Annotated in this window: 19 protein-coding genes; 9 read left to right on the forward strand and 10 right to left on the reverse strand. The window is 73.9% G+C overall.

Annotated features, from left to right (window positions below; all coding sequences use genetic code 11):
• Positions 1-7: 7 nt before the first annotated feature.
• Together ITJ44_RS07835 and ITJ44_RS07840 are read right to left on the reverse strand one after the other, a co-directional pair.
• On the reverse strand, positions 8-670 hold the full coding sequence (locus tag ITJ44_RS07835; protein ID WP_194634341.1) for a DUF998 domain-containing protein: 663 nt from the start codon (positions 668-670) through the stop codon (positions 8-10).
• Positions 671-813: 143 nt separating this feature from the next.
• On the reverse strand, positions 814-1,818 hold the full coding sequence (locus ITJ44_RS07840; RefSeq protein WP_194634343.1) for an iron-siderophore ABC transporter substrate-binding protein: 1,005 nt from the start codon (positions 1,816-1,818) through the stop codon (positions 814-816).
• A gap of 94 nt (positions 1,819-1,912) precedes the next feature.
• Here ITJ44_RS07840 and ITJ44_RS07845 point away from each other — a divergent pair, with 94 nt between their 5' ends.
• The 3 genes from ITJ44_RS07845 to ITJ44_RS07855 are packed head-to-tail and all read left to right on the forward strand — an operon-like array spanning position 1,913 to position 4,918.
• Positions 1,913-2,971, forward strand: a complete 1,059-nt coding sequence (locus ITJ44_RS07845) for an iron ABC transporter permease (protein WP_194634345.1) — start codon at positions 1,913-1,915, stop codon at positions 2,969-2,971.
• Positions 2,968-4,059, forward strand: a complete 1,092-nt coding sequence (locus tag ITJ44_RS07850; RefSeq protein WP_194634347.1) for an iron chelate uptake ABC transporter family permease subunit — start codon at positions 2,968-2,970, stop codon at positions 4,057-4,059. Before ITJ44_RS07845 ends, ITJ44_RS07850 begins: the two co-directional genes overlap by 4 nt.
• Positions 4,060-4,075: 16 nt before the next feature.
• Entirely contained in the window at positions 4,076-4,918 is an 843-nt protein-coding gene (locus ITJ44_RS07855; RefSeq protein WP_194635022.1) for an ABC transporter ATP-binding protein, read from the forward strand.
• Between the two features lie 22 nt (positions 4,919-4,940).
• On the opposite strand, the gene ITJ44_RS07860 is transcribed toward ITJ44_RS07855, so the two are convergent.
• Both ITJ44_RS07860 and ITJ44_RS07865 read right to left on the reverse strand, forming a co-directional pair.
• On the reverse strand, positions 4,941-5,369 hold the full coding sequence (locus ITJ44_RS07860; RefSeq protein WP_194634348.1) for a VOC family protein: 429 nt from the start codon (positions 5,367-5,369) through the stop codon (positions 4,941-4,943).
• A gap of 115 nt (positions 5,370-5,484) precedes the next feature.
• A complete protein-coding gene (locus ITJ44_RS07865) occupies positions 5,485-6,504 on the reverse strand; it encodes a hypothetical protein (protein WP_194634350.1) in 1,020 nt (339 codons plus the stop codon).
• 131 nt (positions 6,505-6,635) lie between these two features.
• On the opposite strand from ITJ44_RS07865, the gene ITJ44_RS07870 reads away from it, so the two are divergent.
• Positions 6,636-7,937, forward strand: a complete 1,302-nt coding sequence (locus ITJ44_RS07870) for an AAA family ATPase (RefSeq protein WP_194634352.1) — start codon at positions 6,636-6,638, stop codon at positions 7,935-7,937.
• 29 nt (positions 7,938-7,966) lie between these two features.
• On the opposite strand, the gene ITJ44_RS07875 is transcribed toward ITJ44_RS07870, so the two are convergent.
• The 3 genes from ITJ44_RS07875 to ITJ44_RS07885 all read right to left on the reverse strand — a co-directional run bounded on the left by ITJ44_RS07875 (position 7,967) and on the right by ITJ44_RS07885 (position 9,954).
• On the reverse strand, positions 7,967-8,644 hold the full coding sequence (locus ITJ44_RS07875; protein ID WP_194634354.1) for a hypothetical protein: 678 nt from the start codon (positions 8,642-8,644) through the stop codon (positions 7,967-7,969).
• Between the two features lie 139 nt (positions 8,645-8,783).
• Complete coding sequence (locus ITJ44_RS07880) at positions 8,784-9,203, reverse strand: DUF4383 domain-containing protein (RefSeq protein ID WP_194634356.1); 420 nt, start codon at positions 9,201-9,203, stop codon at positions 8,784-8,786.
• A gap of 100 nt (positions 9,204-9,303) precedes the next feature.
• Complete coding sequence (locus ITJ44_RS07885) at positions 9,304-9,954, reverse strand: dienelactone hydrolase family protein (protein WP_194634358.1); 651 nt, start codon at positions 9,952-9,954, stop codon at positions 9,304-9,306.
• A gap of 55 nt (positions 9,955-10,009) precedes the next feature.
• Here ITJ44_RS07885 and ITJ44_RS07890 point away from each other — a divergent pair, with 55 nt between their 5' ends.
• Entirely contained in the window at positions 10,010-10,723 is a 714-nt protein-coding gene (locus ITJ44_RS07890) for a DUF305 domain-containing protein (protein ID WP_194634360.1), read from the forward strand.
• A gap of 80 nt (positions 10,724-10,803) precedes the next feature.
• Here the strand turns inward: ITJ44_RS07890 and ITJ44_RS07895 are convergent, their stop codons facing one another.
• On the reverse strand, positions 10,804-12,099 hold the full coding sequence (locus ITJ44_RS07895) for a M18 family aminopeptidase (RefSeq protein ID WP_194634362.1): 1,296 nt from the start codon (positions 12,097-12,099) through the stop codon (positions 10,804-10,806).
• Entirely contained in the window at positions 12,099-12,821 is a 723-nt protein-coding gene (gene deoC / locus ITJ44_RS07900) for a deoxyribose-phosphate aldolase (RefSeq protein WP_194634364.1), read from the reverse strand. The genes ITJ44_RS07895 and deoC overlap by 1 nt, the downstream gene beginning before the upstream one ends.
• 113 nt (positions 12,822-12,934) lie before the next feature.
• Here deoC and ITJ44_RS07905 point away from each other — a divergent pair, with 113 nt between their 5' ends.
• Positions 12,935-13,144 carry a hypothetical protein gene (locus ITJ44_RS07905; protein WP_228494896.1) on the forward strand — a complete coding sequence of 70 codons (210 nt, stop codon included), beginning with the start codon at positions 12,935-12,937 and terminating at the stop codon, positions 13,142-13,144.
• 25 nt (positions 13,145-13,169) lie between these two features.
• On the opposite strand, the gene ITJ44_RS07910 is transcribed toward ITJ44_RS07905, so the two are convergent.
• Positions 13,170-13,373: a hypothetical protein gene (locus ITJ44_RS07910; RefSeq protein WP_194634368.1), complete on the reverse strand. Its 204-nt coding sequence runs from the start codon at positions 13,371-13,373 to the stop codon at positions 13,170-13,172.
• Between the two features lie 250 nt (positions 13,374-13,623).
• On the opposite strand from ITJ44_RS07910, the gene ITJ44_RS07915 reads away from it, so the two are divergent.
• The 3 genes from ITJ44_RS07915 to ITJ44_RS07925 all read left to right on the forward strand — a co-directional run bounded on the left by ITJ44_RS07915 (position 13,624) and on the right by ITJ44_RS07925 (position 15,967).
• Positions 13,624-13,947 (forward strand): hypothetical protein, encoded by a 324-nt coding sequence (locus ITJ44_RS07915; RefSeq protein WP_012039605.1) that lies wholly within the window; start codon positions 13,624-13,626, stop codon positions 13,945-13,947.
• Positions 13,948-14,090: 143 nt separating this feature from the next.
• Positions 14,091-14,417: a hypothetical protein gene (locus ITJ44_RS07920; protein ID WP_194634370.1), complete on the forward strand. Its 327-nt coding sequence runs from the start codon at positions 14,091-14,093 to the stop codon at positions 14,415-14,417.
• Between the two features lie 374 nt (positions 14,418-14,791).
• Positions 14,792-15,967, forward strand: a complete 1,176-nt coding sequence (locus tag ITJ44_RS07925; RefSeq protein WP_194634372.1) for a zinc-dependent alcohol dehydrogenase — start codon at positions 14,792-14,794, stop codon at positions 15,965-15,967.
• The last annotated feature ends 16 nt before the right edge of the window (positions 15,968-15,983 follow it).

Genomic DNA, 15,983 nt, shown 5'->3' on the forward strand with positions numbered 1-15,983 from the left:
TCCGCCGTCAACCCCGGCGGGCGCGTCGCGCGGCGACGAGGACGGCGATCCCGGTCGACAGCTCCCACGCGGTGACCGTGTAAACGGATCCGCGCTCCCAGATGCCGTCGATGCTCGACCCGCCGAGGGTCTGGAGCAGGAGGAGCGCGAGGAGGCCGACGACGCCCAGCGCGACGCTCGCGACGCGGAAGGAGCGCGCGGCCCCGATGCGTCGGGAGCCGAGACCCGCCACGATCGAGGCCGCGTTGCCCGCGATGATCGCGAGCCCCGCGCCGACCACGTGCATCCAGCCGATGCCGCTCGCCGCGCTCGAGGCGCTGCCGTGGATGAGGCCGACCACCGTGATCCCGACGGCGTGCACCACGGCGAGGGCGAGGAACGCCCGGCGGGGGCCGGCGCGGAGGGCGCGGGTGGCGATGACGGCGGCCACGAGGTAGAGCACGCCCTGCAGGATGAAGCCCGCGTTCGTCACCGCATGCAGCGGCGAGTCGATGGCGCGGCCCTGGAACACGGCGACGTCGGGCACGCCGAGGTCGCTGATGTAGTTGGCGGAGTAGCTGTAACCGGGGAAGGCGGACGCGGCGACGGCCTCGGTGCCGACGTAGACGACGGCGGCGGCGATCCAGGCGATGCCGGCGGCGGCGGGGATCAGGACGGGGCGGTCGCGCATGGTCCTCCTCGGGTGGAGCGCTCCTGAGGTGGGCGCCGTCCCTCGATGATGCCGGACGGCGCCGGATGCCCGGTGCGCACCGCCGGACGCGACGGGGCCCGCCGCGCGGTGCGCGCGGCGGGCCCCGGTGGTGCGGACGCGGATCAGGACGTCGCGGTCTCCAGCAGCGGCACGAGCTGGTCGAGCGCGTAGCCGGTGGAGAGCGTGGTGCCGATCGAGTAGGCCGACGACAGGTCGCCGTCGAGGACGAGGGAGTGGCCGGCCGCGACCGCGGGGATCGCCTTCCACAGCGGGTCGTCGGTGATCACGGACTTGTCGATGAAGATGGGGAACGCCACGATCACGTCGGCGTCGAGCAGGTCGAGCTGCTCGGACGAGATGTCGACGGAGAACCCGCCGGCGTTGACGGGGATGCCCGCGATGGTCGGGCTCTGCGCGAAGCCGAGCCGCTCGAGGAACGCGACGCGCTCGCTGCCCTCGGCGTAGGCGCCCCACCCCTCGCTGGTCTTGGTGGCGGCGGTGGCCGTCTTGCCCTTCCAGTCGGGGTGCGCGGCCGCGGCCTGCTCGAAGCGCTGGTCGACGGCGTCGAGGAGGGCGTCGCCCTGGTCCTCCCGGCCGAGGGCCTCGGCGACCATGTCGACCTGGTCCTCCATGTCGGTGAGGTAGCTGTCGGCGCCCTCGGGCACGCCGATGGTGGGGGCGATCTGCGAGAGGCGGTCGTAGCGGGCCTGGTCGCCGGAGCCCTTGGTGTCGAGGATGAGGTCGGGCTTGAGCGCCGCGATGGCCTCGTAGGAGGGCTCGAGCGTCTCGATGATCTGCGGCTTCTGCGTGTAGAGGCCCTGCGCCCACGGGCCGACGCCGTCCGCGTCGGCGCCGAAGCCGAGCCAGTCGGACGCGCCGACGGGCTGCACGCCGAGCGCGAGCGCGGTCTCCGCATCGCCCCAGCCGAGGGCGACGACGCGCGTCGGCTCGCGGGGCACGGTGACGTCGCCGAACTTCGTGTCGACCGTGACGGGGAAGGCGCCGGTCGCGGATCCCGACGCGGGCGGGGCGGAGGCGGCCGGGTCGGTGGAGGCGGTGCATCCGGTGAGGGCGAGCGTCGCGACGGTGAGCGCGACGAGGGCGGAGCCGGTGGTGGGGAACCTCATGGTGCGGGGCCTCTCGGGTGTGGGGTGACGGGCCGGTGTGGATCCTGTCAGGCAAGGGCAGCCTAACCTAAGGGCACGGTAGGCTGACCGGGCCATGTCGCTCCGGGTCCTCGCGCGCGCCTCCGCCCCCGACGCCCCCGCGGGCCGGGCACGGAGCGCGCCGTCGCGCGCGGCGGGACTGCTGCTCGCGCTCGGCGTGCTCGTGCTGGCATCGCTCGCGAGCATCGCGATCGGGTCGCGCGACATCCCGCTCGGCGCCGTCGTCGACGCGCTCGCCGGCCGGCCGCGCGACCCGGCCGAGCTCGTCGTGATCACCGACCTCCGCATCCCGCGCACCCTCGTCGGCCTCGCCGCGGGCCTCGCGCTCGGGGTCGCGGGCGCGCTCATCCAGGCCGTCACGCGCAACCCGCTGGCGGATCCCGGCATCCTCGGCGTCACCGCGGGCTCGGCGTTCGCGGTCGCCATCGCGACGGGCGTCCTCGGCGTGACCGCCGTGAGCGGTTACCTCTGGTTCGCCTTCGCCGGCGCTCTCGTGGCGGCCGTGGTCGTCTACGTCGTGGGATCCGCGGGGCGCGGCGGCGGCGACCCGGTGCGCCTCACGCTCGCTGGCGTCGCCCTCGGCGCGGTGCTCGCGGGCATCACCTCGGGGATGCTGCTCGCCAACCCGCAGGGCTTCAGCGCCATGCGCGCGTGGGAGTCGGGCTCGCTGCAGGACCGCGGCTGGGACGCCCTCGCGTCGGTCGCGCCGTTCCTCGCGGCGGGCGTGCTGCTCGCCGCCCTCATCGCCCGGAGCCTCGACGCGGTCGCGCTCGGCGACGACCTCGCGCGGTCCCTCGGCGCGAACGTCGCCGTGGTGCGGGCCGTGGCCGTCGTGGCCGTGACGCTGCTCGCGGGCGGGGCGACCGCGATGGCCGGGCCGATCGCGTTCGTCGGGCTGATGATCCCGCACATCGCGCGCTGGATCGTCGGGCCCGACCAGCGCTGGATCCTCGCGTACACGATCGTGCTCGCGCCCGTGCTGCTGCTCGCCGCCGACATCGTGGGCCGGGTCGTGCTGCGGCCGGCCGAGCTGCCCGCGGGGATCGTGACCGCCGTGCTGGGCGCGCCCGTGCTGATCCTGCTCGTCCGCCGGCAGAGGGCGTCGGCCCTGTGAGCGCGCCCGCCCGCGCCGGCCGTCGCCCCGATGCGACCCGGCCCGCCGCCGGACGCCCCGCCCGGATGGGCGGCACCGTGCGCCTGCCCGTCGTCGGCCTCCGGCTGCAGCGGCGCGAGGCGCTCGTGGGCGCGGCGCTCGCCGTCGCGATCGTCGCCGTGGCGCTCGTGGCGCTCGGCACGGGCGACTTCCCGTTGACGGTGCCCGAGGTGATCCGCGCGGTGGCGCTCCCGGACGGGTCCTTCGCCTCGACCCTGGTGCTCGAGTGGCGCCTGCCGCGCGTGCTCGCCGCGCTCGCGTTCGGCGCGGCGCTCGGGGTCGCGGGCGCGGTCTTCCAGTCGCTCACGCGCAACCCGCTCGGGTCGCCCGACATCATCGGCTTCTCGACGGGCTCGTACACGGGCGCGCTCGTCGTCACGACGCTGGCCGGCACGGCCTTCCTGCCGACGGCCGTGGGCGCGCTCGCGGGCGGGCTCGGCACGGCGCTCGTCGTCTACCTGCTCGCGTACCGTGGCGGCGTGCAGGGCTTCCGGCTGATCATCACGGGCATCGCCGTCACGGCCGTGCTGCACGGGGTCAACACGTTCCTGCTCCTGAAGGCCGGCACCGAGGTCGCGATGGCCGCCTCCATCTGGGGCGCCGGATCCCTCGCCCTCGTCGGCTGGGACCGCGCGCTCCCGGCGTTCGCCGCCCTCCTCGTGCTCGCGCCCGCGATCCTGCTGCTCTCCGCGCCGCTGCGGCAGCTCGAGCTCGGCGACGACGCCGCGCGCGCCCACGGCGTGCGGGCCGAGCCGACGCGCCTCGCGCTGCTGGTGCTCGGGGTCGCCCTCACGGCCGTCGTGACCGCCGCCGCCGGGCCGATCGCGTTCGTCGCGCTCGCGGCCCCGCAGATCGCCCGCCGCCTGACGCGGAGCGCCGGCCTGCCGCTCGTGCCGGCCGCGCTCGCGGGCGGCCTGCTGCTGCTCGCCGCCGACTACGCCGCCCAGCACGCGCTGCCGGGGACGGTGCCCGTGGGCATCGTCACGGTCGTCGTCGGCGGCGCGTACCTGATCGCCCTGCTCATCCGCGAGGCGTCCCGCCGTGCCTGACGCCGCCCCCGACCCGATGGGAGATCCACCCGTGGACGACACCGACACCGCCACCGCCGCGCCCGCGACCACCGCCCCGCGCCTGCGCGCCGAGGGCGTCACGCTCTCCTACGACCGGCGGGTGATCTCGGAGGCGCTCGACGTGTCCGTGCCCGACCGCTCCTTCACCGTGATCGTCGGCCCGAACGCGTGCGGCAAGTCGACGCTGCTGCGCGCCCTGTCGCGCCTGCTCGCGCCGACCGCGGGCGGCGTGCTCCTCGATGACCGGCCGCTCGGCTCCTACCGGGCGAAGGAGGTCGCGCGCATCGTCGGCCTCCTCCCGCAGAGCGCCATCGCGCCCGACGGGATCACGGTCGCCGACCTGGTGGCGCGCGGTCGCTTCCCGCACCAGAACCTCATCCGCCAGTGGACGCCGACGGACGAGGACGCCGTGCAGCAGGCCATGGCCGCGACGGGCGTCGCCGACCTCGCCGACCGCCACGTCGACGAGCTCTCCGGCGGCCAGCGCCAGCGCGTGTGGGTCGCGATGGCGCTCGCGCAGCAGACGCCCGTGCTGCTCCTCGACGAGCCGACGACGTTCCTCGACATCGCCCACCAGATCGAGCTGCTCGACCTCCTCGCCGACCTGCACCGCGACGGCAGCACCATCGTCGCCGTGCTGCACGACCTCAACCACGCCGCGCGCTACGCCGACCACCTCATCGTGATGCGGGACGGCCGGGTGGTCGCGTCGGGCGCCCCGCGCGACATCGTCACGGCGGAGCTCGTCGAGGAGGTCTTCGGGCTCCCGTGCCTCGTGATCGACGACCCCGTCTCGCACACGCCGCTCATCGTGCCGCGCGGCGGCCGCTGGGCCTGAGCCCCGCGACGGGCCGGCGGGATCAGGCGTCAGCCGGCGGGGAGGCCTGCGCGATCGACACCATCCAGTCGATCCCGAAGCGGTCGGTGCACATGCCGAACCGCTCGCCCCAGGGCGCGAGCTCGAGCGGCAGCACGATCGTGCCGTCGGCCGTGAGCGCGTCCCACCACCCGTCGAGCACGGCCGCGTCGTCGCCCGAGAGCGAGAGCGTGATGGCGGATCCGCTCGGCACGCCCATCGACGCCGGGGTGTCCGACGCCATGAGCACGAAGCCCGCGCCCGAGTCCAACCGGCCGTGCATGACCTTGTCGGCCTCGGCGGGGTCCGGGGCCATGCCGCCCTCGGCGAAGGTCGTCGTCGTGACGCCGCCGCCGAAGATCCCCTGGTAGAAGCGGAGCGCGTCGGCCGCCTGGTCGCGGAAGGACAGGTACGGGGTCATGATCGCGGACATGGGGGCGCTCCTCGGGTGACGGATCCCCGCGGTCGCACGGACCCTGTTGCGTCCCGATCCTGGCCCTGCCGCTCCCGCACCGCACCGTGACGCGGGGGGAGGGTGCCGGGAGCGGCTACAGCCCCTGGATCCGCACGCCCGACGTCTCGTCCACGCTCACGCGCCAGCTCACGCTGAACGGCACGTCCTCGTCGAGGTCCTTCACGCTGCCGTCGTAGAGGGAGCGGACGGGCACCGTGATGTGCGCGGTCCCGACGGTGGACGGCACCACCCAGTCGAGGTCGGCGGGGTCGTCGCTCGCGGGCTGGAGCGCGATCTGCGGCATGGTCGTCATGCTCCACACGGGCGGCGCGGTGATCCGGTCGCGGATCGTCTTCCCGAACGGGCAGCCCGACGGGTACAGCACGGCCTGCGTGGTGCACTCCGTCAGGTACGACTCGACCTCGGACTGCACCGACGCGACGAGGTCGGCGGTCGGCTCGGCGTCGACGCGCGCGGGCACGACGCTGCCCGGCTCGGTGACGGCGACCTCGGCGTCCTCCGCCTGCAGGTACCGGGAGGAGTGGTCGAGCGCGAGGGAGGCCGGCGCGAGAACCAGGTACGTGGATCCGGCGCCCGCGGCCGCCTCGCCGCCGGGCGTCGCGGAGACGGCCAGCCCGTTGGCCGTGAACGTCGCCGCGTGCCGCAGCTCCAGGTCGACGGATGCGACCGGGCTCGTCGCGAACTCCCACCGGGCGAAGAGTCCGAGGGCCGCGGGGGTCTCGCGCACGCGGAACTCGGTGGATCCGGCGCCGGACGGCAGCGTGTAGGAGTACGTGACCGCGCGCTCGCCGTCGCCCGCCGGCTCGTCGGACACGAGCGCCACGTCGGCGAGGCCGGGCAGCGCGCGGGCGTCGAGGAGCGCGCGGCTGCCCGTGTCCGGCAGCGTGACGCCGGGCGTGGACAAGGCGTCGCGGCTGTCCTCGCGGGCGAGCGCGTCGAGGTAGGAGCGGACGAAGCCGTGGGCGCTGAACGTGCCCTGGTTGAGCGCGGCGACGGTGCCGAGGAACGCCCCGACGAGGAGGGCCGCGAGCAGGGACCAGATGACGACCGCCCGACGCAGCTCGCCGCGCGCGTCGACGGCGGGGCTCGGCATGCGGATCATCCTACGGGCGGGGGATCCGCGCCTCCCCGCCGCGGGGCCGGGGTAGATTCGAGTGCGCATCCGCGCCGCGCCGCCGCCGTCGATCCGCGTCGCGTCCGCCCTCGACCCACCTGGAGCCCCGCGTGAGCACGGTCCCCCTCTCCCCGGAGCAGGCCGCGGTCTTCCAGGCCATCGAGGGCACGCGCGACCACATCTTCGTCACGGGTCGCGCCGGCACCGGCAAGTCGACCCTCCTCACGCACCTGTCGTGGAACACCGAGAAGCAGATCGTCATCTGCGCGCCCACGGGCGTCGCGGCGCTCAACGTCGGCGGGCAGACCATCCACTCGCTGTTCAAGCTGCCCATCGGGGTCATCGCCGACGAGGAGATCGAGCAGACCGGCGAGCTGCGGAAGCTGCTCAACACCATCGACACCCTCGTCATCGACGAGGTCTCCATGGTCAACGCGGACCTCGTCGACGCCATCGACCGCAGCCTCCGCCAGGCGCGCCACAAGAAGGACGTGCCGTTCGGCGGCGTGCAGGTCGTGCTGTTCGGGGATCCGTACCAGCTGGCCCCCGTGCCGGGCGACGGCGACGAGCGCGCCTACTTCGCCGACCGCTACCGCTCCATGTGGTTCTTCGACGCGAAGGTGTGGGAGGAGGCGCAGCTGCGGATCTACGAGCTCACCGAGATCCACCGGCAGCATGAGGAGGCGTTCAAGGAGATGCTGAACGCCGTGCGCCACGGGCGGGTGACGGCCGAGATCGCGGGCGTCCTCAACGCGGCGGGCGCGCGGCCGGCCCCCACCGACGGCGCCATCACGCTGGCCACGCGCAACGACACGGTGAACCGGATCAACGCGGAGGCCCTCAAGCGCCTGCCCGGCCGCTCGCTCACCGCCACGGCCGACGTCACGGGCGACTTCGGCGGCCGCACGTACCCGGCCGACGAGAAGCTCGACCTCAAGATCGGCGCGCAGGTGATGTTCCTCCGCAACGACGTCGACCAGCGCTGGGTGAACGGATCCGTCGGCGTCGTCACGCGCATCGACACCAACGTGTACGTCGAGCTCGACGGCGTCGTGCACGAGGTCGAGCCGGTCACGTGGGAGAAGCACAAGTACTCGTACTCGCCGACCACCAAGCAGCTGCGACGCGACGTCGTGGCCGACTTCACGCAGTTCCCGCTGCGGCTCGCGTGGGCGGTCACCATCCACAAGTCGCAGGGCAAGACCTACGACCGGGCGATCGTCGACCTCGGTGCCCGCGTCTTCAGCCCGGGTCAGACGTACGTGGCGCTCAGCCGGATCACCGACATCGACGGCCTGTTCCTCACGCGGCCGCTGCGGCCGGGCGACATCATCGTCGACGAGAACGTGCGGCGGTTCATGAGCGAGGCCACCCGGATCCGCGTCACGCCGGCGGTCGCGCCCGCGGGCTGACCTGACCGCCACCGGGCGATCGCCGCGGCTCAGTGCCCGGAGTGCTCGCCCTGGATGCCGTCGAGGTCGATGGTGCTGTGCTGGCCGTGCGGCACGGCGAACTCGCCGGCGCGCGTCAGCGAGAGGGCGGGCGTGACGAGGCCGGCGACGACGAAGGCGCCGATGAGCACGCCCACGAGGTAGCGGCCGCCGGTGCGCTCGGGCTCGGCGGATGCGCCTGCCGCGGAGGGAACCGCGGTGACAGGTGCCGGGGTGGCGGCGGCGGCGGGGAGCGGGGCGCCGGATCCCACGAGCGCGGCGTCGGCCGGGAACGTGGCCTCGACGGAGGTGCACGCGGCCTGGGCCTCGGACTCGGCGCGGGAGCGGAGGTGGCGGCCGACGACCGCGGCGACCACGAGGTCGAGCAGGGTCGCGGCGAGCATGGGGATCGCGGGCAGGTCGCTCGTGATGCCGGGGGCCGACATGACGACCGCGGCCGTCACGAGGAGCGCCCAGCCGGCGACCGGGACGAGCGCGCCGAGGGCGGCCCAACCGGGGACGGGCAGGCGGTCGGAGCGGAGGACCGCGATGGCCCACGCGCCCTCGGCGACGCCGATGACGAGGAGGGCCACCATGGCCGCGGGCGGGGATCCCGCGCCGACGGCCAGGTGGATGAGCGCGGCGCCCAGGGCGGCGAGGGCCAGCCAGTGGCGGATGAGCAGTGACACGTGCTGGTCCCTTCGTCGTCCCGGGCGCCGCGGGTGATGCGGTGCTGCGTGCTGTCGTGCGGTGATGCGGGTCGTGCGGTGGTGCTGTCGTGCGGTGATGCGAGACGCGCCAGGTGCAGCGGCGCGGCGGTGGTGCTGCCTAGGCGGCGCGGGCAGCGCGGTTGCGGATGCCCTTCTCGGCGCCGAGGCCCACGATCAGCAGCACGACGGCGCTGCCGAGGTGCAGGAAGTGGTCCGCGGTGTTGAGCGCGAGGATGTTGAAGTCGGTGTTCACGAGGAAGAAGCCGACGATGCCGAGCGCGAGGTACGCGAATCCGACCGTGGAGTTCACGGCCTTGGCCGACGCGACGCTGGAGAGGCCGCCGATGAGGAGGGCCGCGCCGATGAGGAGGTGGGCCACGTTGTGGAACGGGTTCACCATGAAGATCCCGAGCAGCAGACCGCCGTCGGAGGAGAAGAAGCCCCCGCTGGACGGCGGGAACAGGAAGCCGAGAAGGCCGACGAGGACGTAGACGGCGCCGAAGACGGTGCCGAGCAGGCGGTTCGGGGAAGAGCTCATGATGGTGCCTCCACTGGTAGGGAAGAGCCGGGGTTCTCCCAGGCTCTCTCCATTCGTACCGCGTACGGGCATGGTTTGGTGCCAATGCGACACTGATCGGTCACGGGTTTCCGAGATGCTCGAGGAGGAACGCCTCAGTACGGCGGTAGGCGAGGGCCGCCGCGTCGGGATCCACGCGGTCGCGCAGGCTCGCGTCGGGGAACGCGGGGGTCGTCCCCGGGTAGGTGTGCGCGATGACCGGGGTGCCGTGCTCGCGGAGCCGGCCGATGAACGCCTCGGGCCGCTGGTCGTCGATCCACTCGTCGTGCTCGGCGAGGTGGAGGAGGACCGCGCACGGGATGACGCCGTGCTCCTGGGGTCCGAGGCTCGCGCAGTAGGCGACGACCGCGTCCGCGCCGCCGTCCTGCGCCTCGAGGAGCGCGAGCCAGCCGCCCGGAGCGAAGCCGACGAGGCCCACGCGCCGGGATCCGCGGGCCCGCGCCGAGTCGATGCCGTCGCGGATCGTGCCGAGGGCGTAGCCCACGTCGAGCTGCGCGGCGAGCCCCGCCGCGAGGCCGTCGTCGAGCGTGGCGCGGCCGTCGTAGAGGTCGGGGACGAGCACGTGGAACCCCGCGCGGGCGAGCGCGAGCGCGTACTGGTCGAGCCAGGGGAGCCGGCCGTGGTCGTCGTGCACGAGCACGACCACGGGGCTGCCGGGGTCGCCGAACTCGAGGGTCGCTCCGGGATGCGGCAGGTCGACGATCTCGGGCATGGGGAGAACCTATCGTCGGGCCCGCGGGCGCCGCGCCGTGGAGGAGGATCGTCGCATGGGACACCGCAACCGACTCGCCGCCGCCACGACCGCCCTCGCCATCGCCGCCGCGCTCGCCGGCTGCTCCACCCCGCCGCAGACCCCCGACGCCGCCGCCAGCCCCAGCGCGGACGCGGCCGCCCCGGCCGAGACGCCGTCGCAGGGCTGGAATCGCGCGGACCTCTCGTTCGCCGAGGAGATGGGCGACCACGCCGCGGGATCCGTCGAGCTCGCCGTGGCCGCGCTCCAGGTGCGCGACCTGCCGCCGGGCGCCGAGGAGCTGGCCGCGCAGATCCGCGACGAGCAGGGTCCGCAGTCGCGGACGCTCGCCCAGCTCGCCGAGGAGTGGTCGGGCGAGGAGGGCGGATCCGGAGCGAACGGCAGCGAGGACCGCGAGGAGGCGGGCGGGGTCTCGGCCAGCAGCGGGTCCGAGGACGGCAGCGCCGACGGCACCGCGAGCGGCGGCGCATCCGCGGCGGACACCGAGGCGATGAGCGACGTCGCGTTCGACTCCGAGCTGCAGGTGCTCAAGCAGGCGACCGGCGCGGATGCCGGCCGGCTGTTCCTGCAGGGCATGATCGCGCGACACGAGGCCGCGATCGACCTGGCTCACGGGGAGTCGCAGCTCGGCACGTCGACCGAGGCGCTCGAGCTGGCGGGCGCGATGTCGGCGGCGCAGGGCGAGCAGCTCACGAAGATGCGGGCGCTGCTGGGGTCCCTCGGCGGCTGATCCTCCGGGTGCACGAGCGAGGGCCCGACGCGGATCGCGTCGGGCCCTCGTCATGCGCCTCGCGGGCGGCGGCGGAAGGGTCAGGCGGCCGGACGGAGGAACGCGGCGGCCGCGGCGGCGAGGTGCCCCGGGTCGTCGGCGCCGCACAGCTCGCGGGCCGAGTGCATGGAGAGCAGCGGGATGCCGACGTCGACCGTGCGGATCCCGAGCCGCGTGGCCGTGATCGGGCCGATGGTGGAGCCGCACGGCACCGCGTTGCTCGACACGAACTCCTGCGTCGGCACGCCGGCGCGCTCGCAGGCCAGCGCCCACTCGCGCGCGCCCACGCCGTCGGTGGCGTAGCGCTGGTTCGCGTTGATCTTCAGCAGCGGGCCGCCGTTCGGCACCGGCCGGTTGGCGGGGTCGTGGCGGTCCGGGTAGTTCGGGTGCACGGCGTGGCCGGCGTCGGCGGAGAGGCACCAGGAGGAGGCGAACGCGCGGCGGCGCTCCTCCGAGGAGGCGCCGAGGCCGGCGGAGATCCGGCCGAGGACGTCCTCGAGGATCGGGCCGGCGGCGCCCGACGTCGTGGCGGATCCGACCTCCTCGTGGTCGAAGGCGGCGAGCACCGCGATGGGCGCGTCCGGGTCCTCGTCCGCGGTGGCGGCGAGCTCGAGCAGCGCGGCGAGGCCTGCGTGCACGGAGCTCAGGTTGTCCATGCGGCCGGCGGCGAAGAGCTCGCCGTCGAAGCCGAGGGATCCGGGCGCCTGCGTGTCCGCGACGCCCACGTCGTAGCCGAGCACATCGTCCGCGGCGACGCCCGCGAGTCCGGCGAGGTGGCCGAGCACGTCGGCGTCGGCGGGGGAGCCCGTGCCGAGGATCGGGGACATGTGGCGCTGCGGATCCAGCCGCAGGCCCTCGGTGTTGACGCCGCGGTCGAGGTGCACCGCGAGCTGCGGGAAGCGCAGCAGCGGGCCGGTGCGGACGAGGTGGCGGCCGCCGTCGCGCGTGACGAGTCGGCCGGCGAGCTCGAGGTCGCGGTCGAGCCAGGAGTTGAGGAGCGGGCCGCCGTAGACCTCGACGCCGGCCTGCACCCAGCCGTCGGATCCGATGGTCGGCTTCGGCTTCAGCGTGAAGCCGGGGGAGTCGGTGTGGGCGCCGAGCACGCGGAAGGGCGTGGTGGCGTGCGCGCCGGCCGGCTGGACCCACGCGAGGAGCGCGCCGTCGCGGACGATGAAGCGCCTGCCCGGGCCGGCGGGCCAGGCGTCGCGCTCGTCGAGGCGCGCGAAGCCCGCGGCCTCGAGGCGGCGCGCGCCCTCCTCGGCGGCGTGGAACGAGGAGGGGGAGGCCTGGATGAACCGGCCGAGGTCCGCGAGGTGCGCGCGGCGGTCGATCGGCATCAGTAGCCGCTCGATCCGAGCGCGCCGTTCTCCGGCGTCTGCACCGGTCCGGCGAGCACGACCGCGCTGCCCGAGACGCCGAGGCGGGTGGCGCCGGCCTCGATCATCTGCACGGCGGTCTCGTAGGTGCGGATCCCGCCGGACGCCTTGACGCCCGCCTTGCCGTCGACCGTGCGGCTCATCAGCTCGACGGCGTGGACGGTCGCGCCGCCCGTGGGGTGGAAGCCCGTCGAGGTCTTGACGAAGTCCGCCCCGGCGGCGACGGCGGCCCGGCAGACGGCGACGATCTGGTCGTCGTCGAGCGCGGCGGACTCGATGATCACCTTGAGGACGGCGGGCGCGGGCACGGCCTCGCGCACGGCGCGGATGTCGGCCTCGACGTCGGCGTAGCGGCCCTCGCGGGCGGCGCCCACGTCGATCACCATGTCGACCTCGTCGGCGCCCTGGCGGATGGAGAGCGCGGCCTCGGCGGCCTTGACGACGCTGTGGTGCTTGCCGCTCGGGAAGCCGCAGACCACGGCGACCTTGAGGTCGGATCCCGCGGGCAGCTCGAGCGGGAGCATCGAGGGCGAGACGCACACGGAGTAGGTGCCGAGCTCCACGGCCTCGGCGACGAGCGCGGCGACCTCGTCGCGCGTGGCCTCGGGCTTCAGGAGCGTGTGGTCGATGATGCGGGCGATCGCGGCCGTGTCGGCCGGGGGCGTGGACGGGCTGTTGCTCATGCGGGTTTCCTCACGTCGTGCGGGACCTCGATCCTACGGCGGGGGGCCGAGGCAGCCCGGCCGGACGGGGGCCAGCCGGGCTGCGGGATCGCCGGTAGCGTGCGGAGGTGACCATGGATCCGACGCTCGCCCTCCTGCTCGTGGCGCTGGCCGCCGTCCTCCTCAGCGGTGTGCTGCTGGTGGTGGGCGGGTTCCGCAGCGCGCGCGAACGCGGGATGGGTCGCGCTCAGCTCTTCACGCGGCCGGCCCTGCCGTGGACCCTCGCCGCGATCGGTGCGGGAGCGGTCAGCATCCTCTGCTGCCTCCCGATCCTGATCGTCTAGCGGCGGAACGTCCGCTCGTCGCGACTCAGGAGTAGTCGGCGCCCGGGATGCCCGCGGGACGGTAGACGTACCCGTCGGCGTCGGCGTCGAGCTCCCACACGACCTCCTCCTCGCTGAGCGAGGTGGCGCGGACGAAGCTCTTCACGGGCTCGCCGTTGAGGAACTCGACCTCGGTCTCCTCCGTGCCGTCGGGGCCGACCAGCTGTGCGGTGTACGTGGAATCAGTCATGTCCCGACCCTACGACCGTCGGCCCGCGGCGACCGGGACGGGCCGATCCGGACGCCCCCGCGCAGGCCGATCTCGCTGCGCTCATCGCGGCCGGCCCATTACCACATGCCGATCCGCCTTCCGGACGAGGCGATGCGCGGCGGCAACGCTGGCATAGTGGGTGGGCACGGCCGAAGCTCAGCGCCGCTCTCTGGCCCCCTCTCCGTCGGCGCGGGGCCCGAGAGCTCATGAGGGGGACACGGGATCGATCATGGGCACGTTCAAGTACGACTCGACGCTGACGGCGGAGTTCGACGACCGTCTGCTCGCGCACCTGCAGCTCGTCATCGGCGCGAAGCTGCGCCGCGGGGAGAACTTCTACTTCTCCTGGCGCGACGACGTGGAGGTGGGTGACGGGCGGACGACCATCTGGATGCACAACTCGCTGCCGCTGGTGTTCAAGTACCACGGCAGTCGGGTGCCGCCCATCAACCGCAAGTGGGTGGATGCGCTCATGACCACGGCGAACAGCCCCGGCGGCCTCCTCATCATGCGGGAGCCCCCGGAGGACGAGCCGCGCGACGACGCGCGCTGATCCCTTCCGGATCCGCAGCATCCCGCCCTTAGAGGCGGACGGACGCACGTGTCAACCCCCACGGTCCCATTGGGGTGGGGTGGGTGCGGCTGGCATCGTGGTGTCCAGGTCACGCGGGCGCGTCACCTTCGGAGAGGGACGCGATGCAGGACACGGGCACCGACGACACGGGTGACCTGGTCCAGTCCTCCGCGAGCGAGTCCCTCCCCGCGCGTCGCGAGGGTCCCGTCCGCAGCCCGACCGAGCAGGCCCGCTTCGTGGCCGCCTACTTCGGCTGGTCCATCGCCGGCGACGCGATCCACGGCGCCGACGCCGCCGTGGCCCTCTACATCGAGGACCTCGCGGTCGCGCTCGCCGAGCTCGGCTGGATCTCCGCGGCGGGCATCCACTGGGATCGCCTGCCGTATCGCGCGCGCGAGGCCGCCGAGGCGCTGCGCGCGGCGCAGCGCGCCCGCGGCTGGGACGTCTGAGGGGACCTCCACCGGGCATCCGCCGGGAAGGCGCGCGGAACGCTGGGCATTTCCTCGACTGAGGAGCACACTGTCCGCACGAGGCCGCCGCGGGCTCGGGCGCTTGAGGGTTGTCGAGAGTCCTCCTATGCAGTCCGGACCGTCGTCACCGGCCTTCCAGATCCGCCCCGGTCCGGTCGTGTCGTGGACGACCGACTCCCCGGGGCGGATCGTCTGCACGCCCGCGCCGCCCTCTCCTCCTCATCTGATGCCGCGCCCGGGCGTCCCCGATGGCTGGACGCGGCCTGACTTTCGCTTGGCGGACAGCCCCGGAGGGCGTTTTGTAGAAGGGCGCGTGCCCCACGAGGGCCGCGCCCGAGAGCAGAAGGAGCACCATGAAGGCACTCACCTGGCAGGGCATCCACGACGTCGAGGTCAAGGACGTCGCCGACCCCGTGATCGAGCAGGACACCGACGCGGTGATCCGCATCACGTCGACCGCGATCTGCGGATCCGACCTCCACCTCTACGAGGTGTTCGGCCCGTTCCTGGAGAAGGACGACGTGCTCGGGCACGAGAACATGGGCGTCGTCGAGCAGGTCGGCAGCGCCGTCACCAAGCTCAAGGTCGGCGACCGCGTCGTCGTCCCGTTCGTCATCGCGTGCCACGACTGCTTCATGTGCGACAAGGGCCTGTTCACGCAGTGCGAGACCACGCAGGTGAAGGCGCAGGGCAGCGGCGCCGCGCTGTACGGCTTCAGCGAGATGTACGGATCCGTCCCCGGCGGCCAGGCCGAGCGCCTCCGCATGCCGCTCGCCGACGTCAACGCGATCGTCGTGAACAGCGAGCTGCCCGACGAGCGCTACCTCTTCCTCAGCGACATCCTCCCCACCGCCTGGCAGGGCGTGCAGTACGCCAACGTGCCCGCGGGCGGCACGCTCGGCGTCATGGGCCTCGGCCCGGTCGGCCAGTTCGCCTCGCGCATCGGCAAGCACCTGGGCTACCGCGTGATCGCGGTGGATCCCGTCCCCGAGCGCCGCGCCATGGCCGAGCGCCACGGCGTCGAGACCCTCGACCTCACCGACGACGTGGCCGACAAGCTGCGCGAGATGGTCGACGGCCGTGGCCCGGACGCCATGGTCGAGGCCGTCGGCATGGAGGCGCACGGCAGCCCCGCCGCCTCGTTCGCGCAGAAGGCCGCTGGCCTCCTGCCCGACGGCATCGCGAAGAAGGTCATGGACGTCGCGAGCGTCGACCGCCTCGCGGCCCTGCACACGGCGTTCGACGCGGTCCGCCGCGGCGGCACCGTCTCCATCTCCGGCGTCTACGGCGGCGAGGCCGACCCGCTGCCCATGAAGTCGCTCTTCGACAAGCAGATCGCGATCCGCATGGGCCAGTGCAACGTCCAGTACTGGATCGAGGACCTGCTGCCCCTCGTCGAGGACCCGTCCGACCCGCTCGGCGTCCTCGACCTCGTCACGCACTCCGTGCCGCTCAGCGAGGCCGCGCACATGTACGAGATCTTCCAGAAGAAGGAGGACGGCTGCATCAAGGTGGTGCTGAAGCCGTAGCCTCCCGGCTCCGACG

Source organism: Clavibacter sp. VKM Ac-2873 (assembly GCF_015351075.1).
Lineage (GTDB): Bacteria > Actinomycetota > Actinomycetes > Actinomycetales > Microbacteriaceae > Clavibacter.

Excerpts from the sequence above, each read along its gene's own strand:
- ITJ44_RS07835 (WP_194634341.1), bottom strand. The coding sequence starts at position 670 with ATGCGCGACCGCCCCGTCCTGATCCCCGCCGCCGCCGGCATCGCCTGG.
- ITJ44_RS07840 (WP_194634343.1), bottom strand. The coding sequence starts at position 1,818 with ATGAGGTTCCCCACCACCGGCTCCGCCCTCGTCGCGCTCACCGTCGCG.
- ITJ44_RS07845 (WP_194634345.1), top strand. The coding sequence starts at position 1,913 with ATGTCGCTCCGGGTCCTCGCGCGCGCCTCCGCCCCCGACGCCCCCGCG.
- ITJ44_RS07855 (WP_194635022.1), top strand. The coding sequence starts at position 4,076 with ATGGGAGATCCACCCGTGGACGACACCGACACCGCCACCGCCGCGCCC.
- ITJ44_RS07860 (WP_194634348.1), bottom strand. The coding sequence starts at position 5,369 with ATGTCCGCGATCATGACCCCGTACCTGTCCTTCCGCGACCAGGCGGCC.
- ITJ44_RS07865 (WP_194634350.1), bottom strand. The coding sequence starts at position 6,504 with ATGCCGAGCCCCGCCGTCGACGCGCGCGGCGAGCTGCGTCGGGCGGTC.
- ITJ44_RS07880 (WP_194634356.1), bottom strand. The coding sequence starts at position 9,203 with ATGAGCTCTTCCCCGAACCGCCTGCTCGGCACCGTCTTCGGCGCCGTC.
- ITJ44_RS07885 (WP_194634358.1), bottom strand. The coding sequence starts at position 9,954 with ATGCCCGAGATCGTCGACCTGCCGCATCCCGGAGCGACCCTCGAGTTC.
- ITJ44_RS07890 (WP_194634360.1), top strand. The coding sequence starts at position 10,010 with ATGGGACACCGCAACCGACTCGCCGCCGCCACGACCGCCCTCGCCATC.
- ITJ44_RS07895 (WP_194634362.1), bottom strand. The coding sequence starts at position 12,099 with ATGCCGATCGACCGCCGCGCGCACCTCGCGGACCTCGGCCGGTTCATC.
- deoC (WP_194634364.1), bottom strand. The coding sequence starts at position 12,821 with ATGAGCAACAGCCCGTCCACGCCCCCGGCCGACACGGCCGCGATCGCC.
- ITJ44_RS07905 (WP_228494896.1), top strand. The coding sequence starts at position 12,935 with ATGGATCCGACGCTCGCCCTCCTGCTCGTGGCGCTGGCCGCCGTCCTC.
- ITJ44_RS07910 (WP_194634368.1), bottom strand. The coding sequence starts at position 13,373 with ATGACTGATTCCACGTACACCGCACAGCTGGTCGGCCCCGACGGCACG.
- ITJ44_RS07915 (WP_012039605.1), top strand. The coding sequence starts at position 13,624 with ATGGGCACGTTCAAGTACGACTCGACGCTGACGGCGGAGTTCGACGAC.
- ITJ44_RS07920 (WP_194634370.1), top strand. The coding sequence starts at position 14,091 with ATGCAGGACACGGGCACCGACGACACGGGTGACCTGGTCCAGTCCTCC.
- ITJ44_RS07925 (WP_194634372.1), top strand. The coding sequence starts at position 14,792 with ATGAAGGCACTCACCTGGCAGGGCATCCACGACGTCGAGGTCAAGGAC.